General features: G+C 37.6%; 11 protein-coding genes and 1 pseudogene. 9 read left to right on the top strand and 3 right to left on the bottom strand.

From position 1 onward, the window contains the following. Positions 1 to 676 precede the first annotated feature (676 nt). The 5 genes from LD272_RS15200 (at position 677) to LD272_RS15180 (ending at position 7,455) form a co-directional block, all read left to right on the top strand. Positions 677 to 2,398 (top strand): pyruvate oxidase, encoded by a 1,722-nt coding sequence (locus LD272_RS15200; protein ID WP_226037474.1) that lies wholly within the window; start codon positions 677 to 679, stop codon positions 2,396 to 2,398. 261 nt (positions 2,399 to 2,659) lie between these two features. Then, a complete protein-coding gene (gene coxB, locus LD272_RS15195) occupies positions 2,660 to 3,355 on the top strand; it encodes a cytochrome c oxidase subunit II (RefSeq protein WP_226037473.1) in 696 nt (231 codons plus the stop codon). Positions 3,356 to 3,386: 31 nt separating this feature from the next. Beyond that, positions 3,387 to 5,303: a cytochrome c oxidase subunit I gene (ctaD, locus tag LD272_RS15190; RefSeq protein ID WP_226037472.1), complete on the top strand. Its 1,917-nt coding sequence runs from the start codon at positions 3,387 to 3,389 to the stop codon at positions 5,301 to 5,303. Further along, a complete protein-coding gene (locus LD272_RS15185; protein ID WP_226037471.1) occupies positions 5,296 to 5,871 on the top strand; it encodes a cytochrome c oxidase subunit 3 in 576 nt (191 codons plus the stop codon). The genes ctaD and LD272_RS15185 overlap by 8 nt, the downstream gene beginning before the upstream one ends. 18 nt (positions 5,872 to 5,889) lie before the next feature. Continuing rightward, positions 5,890 to 7,455: an FMN-binding glutamate synthase family protein gene (locus LD272_RS15180; protein WP_226037470.1), complete on the top strand. Its 1,566-nt coding sequence runs from the start codon at positions 5,890 to 5,892 to the stop codon at positions 7,453 to 7,455. Positions 7,456 to 7,643: 188 nt separating this feature from the next. Here the strand turns inward: LD272_RS15180 and LD272_RS15175 are convergent, their stop codons facing one another. The 3 genes from LD272_RS15175 to LD272_RS15165 all read right to left on the bottom strand — a co-directional run bounded on the left by LD272_RS15175 (position 7,644) and on the right by LD272_RS15165 (position 9,027). Next, positions 7,644 to 7,823 (bottom strand): hypothetical protein, encoded by a 180-nt coding sequence (locus tag LD272_RS15175; protein WP_226037469.1) that lies wholly within the window; start codon positions 7,821 to 7,823, stop codon positions 7,644 to 7,646. Positions 7,824 to 8,010: 187 nt separating this feature from the next. Further along, complete coding sequence (locus LD272_RS15170; protein ID WP_226037468.1) at positions 8,011 to 8,145, bottom strand: DUF4023 family protein; 135 nt, start codon at positions 8,143 to 8,145, stop codon at positions 8,011 to 8,013. Between the two features lie 126 nt (positions 8,146 to 8,271). Next, complete coding sequence (locus LD272_RS15165) at positions 8,272 to 9,027, bottom strand: helix-turn-helix transcriptional regulator (RefSeq protein ID WP_226037467.1); 756 nt, start codon at positions 9,025 to 9,027, stop codon at positions 8,272 to 8,274. A gap of 118 nt (positions 9,028 to 9,145) precedes the next feature. Here LD272_RS15165 and LD272_RS15160 point away from each other — a divergent pair, with 118 nt between their 5' ends. The 4 genes and pseudogenes from LD272_RS15160 to LD272_RS15145 all read left to right on the top strand — a co-directional run. Then, the gene (locus LD272_RS15160; protein WP_226037466.1) at positions 9,146 to 11,068 is read left to right on the top strand and encodes a right-handed parallel beta-helix repeat-containing protein; all 1,923 of its coding nucleotides are present in this window, start codon (positions 9,146 to 9,148) and stop codon (positions 11,066 to 11,068) included. A gap of 463 nt (positions 11,069 to 11,531) precedes the next feature. Continuing rightward, a complete protein-coding gene (locus tag LD272_RS15155) occupies positions 11,532 to 12,854 on the top strand; it encodes an MATE family efflux transporter (RefSeq protein ID WP_226037465.1) in 1,323 nt (440 codons plus the stop codon). A gap of 218 nt (positions 12,855 to 13,072) precedes the next feature. Beyond that, entirely contained in the window at positions 13,073 to 13,243 is a 171-nt protein-coding gene (locus LD272_RS15150) for a hypothetical protein (RefSeq protein ID WP_226037464.1), read from the top strand. A gap of 15 nt (positions 13,244 to 13,258) precedes the next feature. After that, positions 13,259 to 13,594, top strand: a pseudogene (locus LD272_RS15145) (redoxin domain-containing protein); the annotation flags it as partial. Positions 13,595 to 13,603 lie beyond the last annotated feature (9 nt).

The following is a 13,603-nucleotide window of genomic DNA, read 5'->3' as shown; positions in this document are numbered from 1 at the left end:
GTTTTCATTTCTAAACCAATTATGTATCAGTCCACAATGTGGCTATGCCTCTATACATCGCGGCAATCTATTACCAGAAGAACAACAGTGGGAAAAGTTGAGGATTATAGTCGATGTTTGTGAGAGTAGTAGAATGGACGTGACGTATTAATTCGTATCGTGAATCGAACGAAATGTTTTAATAAATCGGAACAAAGTGCAAAGACTTTTCGTATGAAAAAAACAATAAGATTTGAAAGAGGGGACAGATGTCACCATCAAAAACAGTGACATATAATCGCTATATATTGTTGCAATTTTAATTGCAACTGCATTTGTGACTGTTTTGAATCAGACGCTTCGAATCGTTGCAATTCCAACAATAATTGCAGATTTTCAAATCAGTACCAATCTAGCACAATGGGTGACCACTGTTTCTTTATTAATAACCATATGTAATGGAAATAGACAATTTAGAAATCCACGAAAAAAGGGGTCAGTTACCATGCAAGGACAAACGTCCATTGGTGGTACTGACCCTCTTTTCATATCCGATGCCAAGTATCAACGAGACTTATTATCTCATCGAATGGCTGAAAAAGTAATTGAGAAATTACAAATCTAGAATGATTGTTCATTAATCGATTAGGGTATGTAAAAAATAAAAGAACATAGTTAAAACAAGGAGGTTTTTTGTTTGTTTGCATCTCGTGCAGGAGAAGCTTTTGTTGAACAATTGAAACAATGGGACATTGACCATATTTATGGTTTACCTGGTGATTCAATTAATGAATTGATGGATGACCTTAGGAAAGAGCAAGATACAATCAAATTCATTCAAGTACGTCATGAGGAAGTGGGTGCACTAGCAGCTTCCGCTTATGCTAAATTAACCGGTAAATTAGGGGTTTGCTTGTCGATTGCAGGTCCGGGTGCTATCCATCTAATGAATGGTTTATACGATGCTAAATCTGATGGTGCTCCCGTATTAGCGCTTGTTGGGCAAATAAGTAGTAACCAAATCGGCACAGACGCCTTTCAAGAGGTAAACCTCGAAAGAATGTTTGATGATGTAGCTGTCTTTAATCAGCGTATAGAAACAGAAGAACAGCTCCCTGATCTGCTGAATCAAGCGATCAAAACGGCTTATGACCGAAAAGGAGTAGCTGTGCTGGTCATACCAGATGATATCATTGCCCGTAAACAGAAGAATAGATTAGATTTAACATCTCCTGTGATACCTAAATCATCTCTATTACCTGATGAAATAGATTTACATGAAGCGTTGACATTGATTGAGAATGCAGAAAAGCCAATCGTTCTTGCGGGTAAAGGAGCATTACAAGCCCGAGAAGAATTAGATGATTTTATAAGAAATATTTCTGCTCCAACTGTTATTTCACTGCCAGGCAAAGGAGTTATACCAGATGATCATCCAAACTGTCTAGGGAATTTAGGTCAAATTGGGACAAAACCAGCCTATCAGGCTATGCATGAGGCCGATCTATTACTCTTGGTCGGCACATCTTTTCCGTATCGAGAATTTTTACCAGATAATATTAAAACGATACAAATGGATGTGGATACCAAATCAATTGGAAAAAGATATCCAGTTGATATTGGTCTAGTAGGAGATGCTAAAAAAACACTTTCTTGGCTCAATCACAATCTCGTTTGGAAAGAGAATCGCTCATTTCTTGAAAAATATCAGGAAGCGATGAAAGATTGGAGAGAGGAATTGAGTGATATTGTCAATCAAGAGAGTGATAGGCTAATTGCTCCACAGGTAGTATCAGATCTTACTAAAATAGTCGATGATGATGCGATTTTGTCTGTGGATGTTGGTAATGTCACTGTTTGGATGGCACGATACTTTCCAATCACTAACCAACATTTCATTATCTCCAGTTGGCTTGCTACGATGGGATGTGGACTACCAGGAGCGATTGCGGCTAAAATAGCAAAACCTGAAAAACAAGTGATTGCTGTCTGTGGAGATGGCGGGTTCTCGATGGTGATGCACGATTTTGTTACAGCTGTTAAATATAATCTCCCAATCGTTGTTGTTGTCTTAAATAATAGTGAGATTAGTATGATTAAATACGAACAACAGGAGATGGGACACTTAGAATATGAAACGGATTTAGAGGGAATCAATTTTGCGGAATTTGCAAAGGCTTGTGGTGGATTAGGTTTTCGCGTTCAAACTAGAGCAGAGTTGGAAAGTGCGTTTCAACAAGCGATAAATCTTAATAAGCCAGTTATTATTGATGCCGTTATTGAAAATCAAGCTCCGTTACCAGGAAAAATCGCCTATCAACAAGCAATAAAGTACAGTGAATATTTAGTAAAAAATTTTTTTGAAAATGGAAAATTGGATTTATCACCAATTAAAAAAGGATTAAAAAGACTTAAATAGGGTTCGTATTAGGTGATTTTTTTACTATTAAATCCGTAAACGAGGAGAAAAATATGAATAATTTGGCAGCTTAAATCACTATGTGGTTTAAGCTGTTCTCATCTTTTGTATTGCACAGTTGATGGTATGTGAATTTACTCTCTCATTCTTCTGATGCATTTAGTGACAAACCATGTTTGAAATTCTGAAAATGAGGTTAATGATTAAGAGTTACATATGTTAGACGTAAGGATAGAAAAGTTGGAAAAGGCTGTGTGTTTTATGAAAAAACTAGTTTCATTGTTACTCATATTTTTACCATTATTGAGTGGTTGCCAATTAAGAGCATTAAATCCTAATAGTGAACGTGCTAGTGACCAGACCTTTTTGATTTGGTTTAGTTTTGGCCTAATGATGATAGTGTTATCAGTAGTATTTTTCTTATTTGTTCGTTTTGTCAGTAAGTACAAACAGACGGAAATGAATAAAAATGATATTCCAAGAGATGTGAAGGGTAACAAAAAACTTGAAATCACTTGGACGACACTTTCAATGTTACTGCTAGTTATTCTTGCGGTCCCTACTGTTGCTATAACGATGGAATCTTCGCCAGAGTTAGCAGAAACATCTCTTGAAAATACGAGTGCGCTACATATCAATGTGACAGCCAGGCAGTATAGCTGGTCTTTTCAATATCAGAATGGCAAAACCTCAGAAAATCAATTGATCCTTCCTAAGGATAAGGAGATTGTCTTGCATTTGAAATCTGATGATGTTATTCACTCTTTTTGGGTGCCCGAACTTAGTGGCAAGCAGGATGTCCTACCAGGTAAAGAAATCATTTTAGAGTTCAAGGCAGATCAGGTTGGGACTTTTTTAGGGAAATGTGCTGAGTTTTGTGGTGTAAATCATACCAATATGACATTTGAAACTAAGGTGATTACGCAAAATAAGTATGCTGAATGGGTACTAGAATGAATGATTAAAGATAGAAGGGAGGGCCCGAGATATGATTTTTGATTTTTGGGGAAGTCATGTAACTGTGCCGTCGGATATTATCTCTGCGTGGATTTTAACTATTATTTTAGCTCCTATTGTTTTGTTTTGGATCTCTAAAAAAAAGAAATGGCCTTTGGTTCGGGAGTATATGATAACAACCAATCATCGGAAGATTGGTACAATGTACATCTTATTTGGTGTGTTATTTTTTATTAGAGGTGGGATCGACGCACTTTTAATTAGAACACAGCTTGCTGTACCCGAGAATGATTTTTGGGTGTTTCAAAACGACAAATATAACGAACTTTTTTCTACACATGGGACAGTAATGATTTTCTTTGTGGCGATGCCTTTATTAATTGGTCTGATGAATGTTGTGGTACCCCTACAAATTGGTGCGCGTGATCTTGCTTTTCCTTATTTAAATGCGGTAAGCTTTTGGATGTTTTTGGCTGGTGCGTTAGTATTTAATCTTTCATTTTTTATGAACAGTGCCCCAAATGCCGGGTGGACGGCATATGCTCCACTATCAACGGATACATATACCCCTAGTGCTGGAAATGATTATTACATTTTTGGGATTCAAATCTCGGGATTAGGTACAATCTTTACTGCAATTAACATGATTGTCACTATTTTTCGGCACAGGGCCCCAGGGATGAAGCTGACAATAATGCCGTTATTTTCTTGGTCGACATTGATTACATCTTTTTTGATCCTCGTGGCCTTTCCTGTGTTATCGATTGCGTTATTTTTGCTGATGTTTGATCGCATGTTTGGTACTGGATTTTTCCATGGTGGTGTCGGTTCACCAATCTACTGGCAACACTTATTCTGGATTTTTGGTCATCCAGAGGTTTATATTATTGCCTTACCAGCTTTCGGGATATTTTCAGAAGTTATTTCTACATTTTCTAGGAAGAGAATTTTTGGTTATCCGGCGATGGTCCTTTCTTTAGCATTGATTGGTTTTATGGGGTTTATGGTTTGGTCACACCATATGTTTACCGTCGGACTCGGGCCCTTAGCAAATACATTTTTCGCCATTACGACGATGCTTATTGCTGTTCCAACAGGTATTAAAATATTTAATTGGCTATTTACGATGAAGGGTGGCGTTATTTCATTTACAACCCCGATGTTGTTTGCCCTCGGATTTATTCCTACCTTTGTCATGGGTGGGGTGACTGGAGTCATGTTATCTGCTGCACCAGCGGATTTCCAATTTCACGACACTTATTTTGTTGTTGCACACTTGCACTATGTGATCATTGGAGCTACAATTTTGGGCGTGTTTGCGGGCATTTACTATTGGTATCCAAAAATGACTGGCAAACAACTAAATGAAAAGTTAGGGAAATGGCATTTCTGGATATTCATCATTGGTTTCCATATGACCTTTTTGCCAATGCATTTTGCCGGTCTGCAAGGTATGCCACGTCGAGTGTATACCTATCAATTGGGCGAGGGTTTATTTGAGTTCAACTTAATTAGTACGATTGGTGCTTTTCTAATGGGTAGTAGTATGTTATTTTTAGCGTTAAATTTATACAAAACCCATAAGCACTCACCAAACGTAGGGAATGACCCATGGGATGGCAGAACTTTAGAGTGGACGGTTTCTTCCCCGTCACCAGAACAGCCATTTAAGAAAATGCCTTATGTAAGTGAACTAGATGCTTATTGGTATGCAAAGCTTGAAAACGAGGATCTGTCAGAAGCAAATGATACAAGACCAGCTCCAGTTTCGATAAAAACGATTCAGCCAGTAATCTTATCAGGATTATTGTTTGCGATGAGTATCAGCTTTATCTATCAATGGGTTTGGTTGATGATTATAACTGGATTGGCTGTGTTATCCATCTTCCCAATTAGATCATTAACGAGTCGCAACGAGTATGTGGAAAAGAGGGTTAAACATGAGTAATGAAAAAAGTAGTGAGCATTATAACGACAAACGGTTGGGTTTTTTTATCTATTTAATAGTGGAGAGTGTCATGTTTGCTACTCTGTTTGCAACATACTTTGTTTTCACATCTGAGCAATCTACACCAAGCCCAACCGATGTTTTTGAAGCCAAATCTGTGATTATATCATCGTTTGTTTTAGTGTTGAGTAGTGCTACATTACTGATTTCGGAAAAAGGACTCTCTAATAAGAGTCCAAGATTGATTGTGTTGGGTTTAGTAATTACGTTTCTATTAGGATTAGGATTTGTTGGAATAGAAATTCGTGAATTTTTCACATATATAAATGAGGGTTATACATTAACGACAAACGTATTTTTATCATCTTTTTATGTACTAGTAGGTTTACATGCAGCTCATGTTCTGTTCGGAACGATATGGATGATTCTCTTATTCTATCAATTAATGGCGAATATTCCTTTCTCGTTATATGTTGAAAAACAAAGGATATTCCATTACTATTGGCATTTTGTCGATTTAATCTGGGTATGTATCGTAATTTTTGTGTATAAGCCTTACTTATTTTAAAGAGTGGGGGAGAGAGAAATGACAAACGGTTTATTACTTGCATTACTACCGATTCTCTTAATTATGGTTATTCTACCGCTAGTTATCGTATTTAGAATCTATTTTCATGATAACAATCAACTGGAACATTCCGTCCTTCGAAACTATCCAGTACTTGGGAAAGTAAGGTATGTGTTGGAAAAAGCAGGTCCGGAGTTGCGGCAGTATCTTTATAATAATGACAATGAAGGAAAACCTTTTAATCGAAAAGAGTTCGAATTTGTAAACAAAGCTGGAAAGTACAACTCGAGAATGCTTGGCTATGGATCGGAAAAAGACTTTAACCAAGGTGGGTTTTATATGGTTAATCATATGTTTCCTAAACAGAGAGAGGAAATGCAGGTTGACCAGGAACCAAAAATTAAGACTAAATTATATAAGATTGATAATGAAAAGTTATTTGCCAGGAAAGAACATCGGATAGAAGAGGAAATAAACCCTTATTATCTTTCGGATGAACATGTCATTGTGCTTGGAAAGGAAACAGCAAAGAAGCCTTTTGCCTTAAAAGGATTAATTGGGCAGTCTGCTATCAGCTACGGATCCTTAGGAGATAGAGCAATTACTGCGTTATCTCAAGGACTTGGAATGGCTGGTGGCACATGGATGAATACAGGAGAAGGGAGTGTCTCCCCACACCATCTAAAAGGAAATGTAGACATCATAATGCAAATTAGTCCAGGCCTATTTGGTGTTAGAACAAAAGATGGGGAGTTTTCCTGGGATGATTTTAAAAAGAAAAGTGACATCGAACAAATCAAAGCATTCGAGCTAAAGTTAGCACAGGGTGCGAAAACACGGGGCGGACATGTAGATGGAGATAAGGTGACTAAGGAAATAGCAGAAATCCGTGACGTCGAACAAGGGAAGACAATTAATAGTCCTAACCGGTTTCGCGAGTTCTCTGACACCGAGGGTTTGCTAGATTTTGTTGATCAATTACGGGATGTTGGCGGAAAGCCTGTTGGAATTAAAATAGTCGTTGGTAACGAAAAAGAAGTAGAGCAGTTAGTCAAGGTGATAAAAGAAAAACAAGTTTACCCAGACTTTATAACTGTTGATGGAGGGGAGGGTGGAACAGGTGCATCGTATTATGAACTAGCGTCTTCTGTAGGTCTGCCTGCATTTGCCGCTATCCCTTTAGTAAACGATCTATTGGAAAAATATCAGATTCGTGATAAGACACACATTATTGCATCTGGGAAGCTTCTTACTCCCGATAAAATAGCAATGGCTCTCGCCCTCGGTGCTGACTTAGTTAACATAGCCAGAGGATTTATGATGACTGTAGGTTGTATTATGTCGCAGGTTTGTCATACGAATAATTGTCCTGTCGGTGTTGCCACAACAGATCCGAAATTACAAAAGGCACTCATTGTCGAGGAGAAAAAGTATCGAACATGTAATTACCTAGTGGCATTAAGAGAAGGTTTATTCACTATGGCAGCAGTAACCGGATTAGATAGCCCGACCAAATTTAATAGAGAACACATTGTGTACAAAAATAAGATGTGGGACAGAGGGACAGGTGAACTGCTACCTTAAATATGGACAATGTAATGATGGGACGCTATGTTGTTACTAGTAAATGATCCCGGTATTAACCGGGGTCATTTTTTTCAAACCCCATTGATATCTATGATTATTATAATCTGTTTGTAATACTAATTCTCCATCTTTCTCGTAAATTTTACGCCAATTATATATTCTTTTCCTCGGATAATCTTTACCTATCATTTTAAGGTCAAACTATCAATAAAGATCATAGTAGGGGCTTTCCCGTTCAAATTGTCTTGTACTGCTTTGATTTTTAATTCTGAATGGTAAGTAATCGAATGCTTTGGAACACGAACTATATTGTAGTGCTTCTCAAGTTCATTGATTTGTGTTTTAGAAAAAACTTTCTTGTCCATCTTAATAATTTTCCTCCGCCCATAATAAATATTTTTTAAACGGGTTTTCAATTTTGGTACATAGAAAACCCGAATAATTGTCCCTTTTTATCGGTGTCCATTATTCGGGTAGTAGATCACTGACCCCCTGTCCCAAAAGGGTGATTCGATTGAAAATCAAATCACCCTTTTGATTCTTGATTGTAAGTTAACTATTACTATCGTTGTGCTTCTTACTAGGCAACTTATTGCTTGGACGGCCATTTCCTTGCCTTTTCTTATTTTTTTCTTGTTTCTTTTTGTTTCTATTAAATTCCTCTACAAAATCATGTGTACTATCCATAGAAAAGCCTCCTTGTTGACTCATAGTTAAGTTAACCTCGTCCAATAGGATTCATACATCTTACCTGTGATAAATAGCAGTTTTTTAATACGTGGTGCTATCTATCCCATTTTCCGATTTTTTGTCCTATGGTAACTCTCTGTATCTTTTAGGTGAATGGTTGGTGATTTTCTTGAAATTACGATTGAACGAGCGCAAATTAGTATAACCGCAGTTTATGGTTATCTCGTAAATGGATTGTTGACTATTTTTTAACAGATAACATGCCTGTGAAATTCGATAATAATTAAGGTATTCGGTGAAGCTCATGTTCGTCATTTGGATAAAGAGCTTTGATAAATAGGCATAATCGTATTGCAATTCTTGTGCGACAACTTTTAATGAGCATTCATAAATATAATTTTTATCAACAAACAGTAGAATTTTATGTAGCACTTTTGTTTTTGTTGAATGCTCGACCGGAATGAATTCGGTATGATCGACTAAAGTACTGCAAATATCATAGAGAAAACTTTTCTGACTATAGATTGAGTGTAGTGCATTTAGGTCGGGTAAATGTTTGAGTTGAAAAACATTATTTCCTGGGATATATCCTTTATAATTCATAAAAAAATGTCCTATTAATTCAGGTGAAAAAATAACGATGGTACTCTTGGAATGATCAATCGATTTAAATTCATGCATTTGGTTATTAAAAATAAAAGCGACATCATTTTTAGTCAACGAATACTCTTTTTGATCAATGGTTACTAATAATTCTCCTTCACTTACGATGATGAGTTCATAAGCTCGATGAAAATGTAAAGGGAAATTGCTATTCACTAGCGTGAAATGTTGAAAGGATTCTTTTTCCTCAACTCCGTGATGCTCAAAAAAAACCAAAAGTTTCTCCTCCAATCCTAAACACGAATATTGTCTTAAATTATACTATATTTTGAATAGAAATAAATTTTCTTTTATTAGATAATTAGGGCAGAGTTGATATCAAGGAGGAAGTATGATGACTTTTGAATATCATGTAGCGAAAAATGGTTCAGATTTTGGAGAGGGAACGAAACAGAATCCATTCTTAACAATAAATAAGGCAGCATCTGTTGCTATGGCAGGAGATAGCGTTGTAGTACATGAAGGAGAATACCGGGAATGGGTGAAACCTAAACATCCAGGGTTAAGTAATACAAGAAGAATTACTTATCAAGCAGCACAAGGAGAAAACGTCGTAATAAAAGGCTCCGAGCAAATTCTAGATTGGGAACAAGTCGAAGGGACTGTATGGAAAGCAGTTTTACCTAATGAATTTTTCGGTGATTATAATCCCTACATGGAAGAGATTTTCGGAGACTGGGTTGTTTATAATCCAGGAAGACATCTAGGGGATGTTTATCTGAATGGCATGTCTTTTTATGAGGCAGAAAACTTAGAACAAGTGCTAAATCCTAGTGTACAAACGGAAGTGTTAGATCACTGGACCAAAACGATTGTTCCTGTAAATAACCCAGAGCAAACTAAATATGTCTGGTTTGCAGAAGTGGACGATCATAATACAACGATTTTTGCTAATTTTCATGAATTTAATCCTAACAATGAGTTAACTGAAATTAATGTACGAAGAGCTTGTTTTTATCCAGAAGTGACTGGTATTGATTATATTACTGTCAAAGGTTTTGAGATGGCTCAAGCAGCAACGCCATGGACTCCGCCGACAGCTGATCAGCCTGGATTATTAGGTCCTCATTGGAGTAAGGGTTGGATCATTGAAGATAATGTCATCCATGACTCAAAGTGTAGTGGAATTAGTATTGGTAAAGAAGCTTCAACTGGAAATAACTATCGTACGATACGAAAAGATAAGCCCGGCTATCAATACCAGTTAGAATCTGTCTTCTCGGCCCGAAAAGTTGGGTGGAGTAAAGAAAAGATTGGTTCACATATTATCCGAAACAACACGATCTATGATTGTGGTCAAAACGGTATTGTAGGTCATTTAGGCTGTGTATTTAGTGAAATATATACTAATCATATTTATAATATTGGATTAAAGCGAGAGTTTTACGGACATGAAATAGCGGGTATTAAGTTGCACGCACCAATTGATGTGCACATACACCATAACCGTATTCATGATTGTTCGCTCGGAACTTGGTTGGACTGGCAGTTACAAGGAACCAGAGTGAGTAGTAATCTATTCTACCGAAATAATCGTGACTTGTTTGTAGAAGTTAGTAGTGGTCCTTGTTTAGTCGATCACAACATTTTAACTGCAGACTATGCTTTAGATAATCATGCGCAAGGCGGGGCCTATGTAAACAATTTAATTCGCGGAAAAATGGTTCATCGGAAAATGCTTGATCGTCCTACACCATATCATGAGCCACATAGCACAGAGGTAACAGGATTTGCCCCGGTATATGGTGGAGATGATCGCTATTACAATAATATCTTCATTGGTGATGACAGTCTAGAAGGTGTTGGTACTGCACATTACGATGGTTACACGGCATCAATCGAGGAATATATCGATACCGTAAATGAAGAACCTGGTGACCATGAAAGATTCCATCATGTGCCTCAGCATGTTTCTATTAACCATAATGCTTACTTTAATGGGGCAAGCTCGTTCGAAAGAGAGAATGAAAAATTGGTTCAAGAGAAGTTTAATCCCGAAATAAACATAGTAGAAGAAGGAAATGAAGTGTATCTCTCTGTTGAACTTCCGGAAGACTTTGAGAGCATACTTGGAGAAATTCAAACAACTGAAACATTAGGTAGAGTACGACTTGTTGATGTGGAGTTTGAAAATCCTGATGGAACAGAACTAAATCTGGATACGGATTTATTAGGAGAAAAAAGGTCAGAAAAAAGTACACTCGGACCAATCGCTCAATTACAAAAAGGGAAAAATTATCTGAAGGTTTGGGGATAAAACCTTATTGATTCACCGTAAGATAACCGCAGCAGGAGCTTTGTAAGAAGTAGCTAGAAATGCCGCCTTACTTGGCAACTACTGATCTGTGAAATATCACGCTTAACAGCGGATTCCGGTGAAAGAGGAACGCATTTTCTTTTGTAGTACATGAAAGGAATATAATGTTAAAATCATAACAACAAGTATTCAAAGTAACACAGGTTTTAAATGAGCCTGTGTTATTATTTGTTCAAAAATGGGCAAGGTGTAGAACAAAGGTTAGGATGAAGAATTTGTTAATTACATATCATTGGAACGGGTAATAATTATATTTCGAAATAACAATGCTGGATGAATCCGTTATCCAAGACGAAGCAGGGTATGTGACCTGGATTCAGATTCCGGTAAAAAAATAGATTGACCTTCAAGTAACTTTAAGGTTTATAATTTCTTTTGTCACAATTTGCAGGAGGAATGACAGATGACACATGAAAGCTTAAAACATCAACCAGTTAAAAAAGTGTTTTTCCAATATTTTTTCCCATCGTTATTAGGGATGATGCTGATGTCGGTGAATATCCTAATCGATGGAGTGTTTATCGGTAACGGGGTCGGGTCAGAGGGTCTTGCTGGTGTGAATCTTGCCATGCCGGTATTCTCGCTGATTTTCTCGATTGCGCTGTGGATTGGGGTCGGCGGTGGGACAATGTATTCCATGCATATCGGAGGGGATGATTCAGGTAAGGCGAGAAGTGTATTTTCGCTGGCTGTTACTAGTTTACTCGCAGTTTTATTCGTGATCGGATTCACCGGCTACTTTAATGTAGAGGTGATTGCGAAAATGCTTGGAGCAAATGTAGATACCCTTTCCTATACTGTCGACTATTTGACGATTTTGTTCCTACTCGGGTGGGTGATTGCTGTAGAACAACTGCTTAGCATCTTCGTCCGTAATGACGGCAGCCCGTTACTTTCTATGATCGCCCTCGGCGTAACTGCAACTGTCAATATCGGCTTGAATTATTATATGATTTTTATCCTGGAGCTAGGCGTCTTTGGCGCGGCACTTGCCACTGTCCTTGCAAGTTTAGTCGGTTTGCTGGTGCTATTGCTCCATTTCTTCAAAAAGCAAACGAACTTGCGCAAGCTTTCGTTTCAATGGTCATGGCGGACGCTTAGAAGTATTTTCGCAATTGGATTTCCAAGTTTTCTTGCTGAAGCGGGAGCTCTTGTTTTAATCGCGGGCTATAACTTAGCGATTGTAGGCTTGCTTGGCACACAAGGAGTCGCAGCTTTCGCAGTCGTTAACTATTTGCATGGCTTCATGTTCCTATCGTTCTTCGGAATTGAGTTGGCCCTTCAGCCGATGATCAGCTACTATCATGGCGCAAAGGAAAAAACGCGCATCAAAGAGAGTGTTCGAATCGGTGAGAAGGTCTCATTCACGCTAGGAGGAATTCTCCTTACCACTGGCTTGTTTGCTGCTCCTTCGCTCGTCTCGCTGTTTGGTTTAGAGTCGGAAGAAGTTCGCAAGCTTGCCATTCAGGGAATTCGACTGTTTTTTACCGGTTATCTGTTTATTGGTTTCAATTTCGTCTACATGACCTACTTTCAATCGATCGGTGAAATTCGTTCATCGACGATCATCATCCTGTTGCGAAGCTTTGTTTTTCTATTGCCTCTGTTGTGGGTGCTACCAAAATTGATTGGCATTGTTGGTGTCTGGCTTGCGCTTCCACTTGCTGAAATGCTCGTTGCTCTATTGCTGATTGTTTTCACGAGAAGACATGTGATAAGTCATTGACAAAGAAGGGTTCTCGCTTCGGCGCGGACCATTTTTTATAAAGGAGAAGTGTGATATTTTTTTAGAACGGTTGATGTGTGAAATGATTGGGTGAGTAATAGGAGTTCAGGAAAAGTACTATATCTATACTAAAATAATACCATTTAATTGTGTCGCCATTACAAAAATGGTATAAATTAATAAAACAATTCTAGTTTCTAGAGTAGAGAAAGGAATTAATGATGAATTTTAAATCACTCTTACTTTTACTGATTTTTGCAGTTATCCTTGCAGGTTGTGGTTCCACTAAACTGGATGAACCGATGACTCTATTAAATCAAGATAAACAAGAAGTTACATTCCCTCAAGACAAACCTGCTCTTTTCTTTTTCATTACAACTTACACCTGAGGTCATTGTCAGGAGCAACTGGTTCAGTTGCATGAAAATTTAGATCTTTTAGAGGACTTAAATGTTAATGCTTATATTATTAGTGGCGACAGCCCAGAGCAACAATTAGAATTATACAATAGTTTAAAGGAATGGAACGGGGTAAGTCTTCCATTCGTATCGGACCCAGAATTGAAATTAATTGATAAGTTCAATATGAAAAATAAAGATGCAGCATACAGAGGGTATGGAATGTTAGATACCGATGGTGAAGTTGTTTTCAATACGGTCGACGATAATTGGGGAGCGCAGCTTTCAGAAACAATGGCAGAAATTAATAAAGAGTACCAGAAGCTTACTGGAGACAATTAGTAAAAAGTA

The organism is Aquibacillus saliphilus (genome assembly GCF_020404745.1).
GTDB lineage: Bacteria > Bacillota > Bacilli > Bacillales > Amphibacillaceae > Aquibacillus > Aquibacillus saliphilus.
This window is presented reverse-complemented; position numbering and strand designations above follow the sequence as displayed.

Bases quoted from the DNA above. Each gene is read 5' to 3' on its own strand.
- LD272_RS15185 (WP_226037471.1), top strand. From the start codon at position 5,296: ATGAGTAATGAAAAAAGTAGTGAGCATTATAACGACAAACGGTTGGGT.
- LD272_RS15160 (WP_226037466.1), top strand. From the start codon at position 9,146: ATGACTTTTGAATATCATGTAGCGAAAAATGGTTCAGATTTTGGAGAG.
- coxB (WP_226037473.1), top strand. From the start codon at position 2,660: ATGAAAAAACTAGTTTCATTGTTACTCATATTTTTACCATTATTGAGT.
- LD272_RS15155 (WP_226037465.1), top strand. From the start codon at position 11,532: ATGACACATGAAAGCTTAAAACATCAACCAGTTAAAAAAGTGTTTTTC.
- LD272_RS15175 (WP_226037469.1), bottom strand. From the start codon at position 7,823: ATGGACAAGAAAGTTTTTTCTAAAACACAAATCAATGAACTTGAGAAG.
- LD272_RS15150 (WP_226037464.1), top strand. From the start codon at position 13,073: ATGATGAATTTTAAATCACTCTTACTTTTACTGATTTTTGCAGTTATC.
- LD272_RS15180 (WP_226037470.1), top strand. From the start codon at position 5,890: ATGACAAACGGTTTATTACTTGCATTACTACCGATTCTCTTAATTATG.
- ctaD (WP_226037472.1), top strand. From the start codon at position 3,387: ATGATTTTTGATTTTTGGGGAAGTCATGTAACTGTGCCGTCGGATATT.
- LD272_RS15170 (WP_226037468.1), bottom strand. From the start codon at position 8,145: ATGGATAGTACACATGATTTTGTAGAGGAATTTAATAGAAACAAAAAG.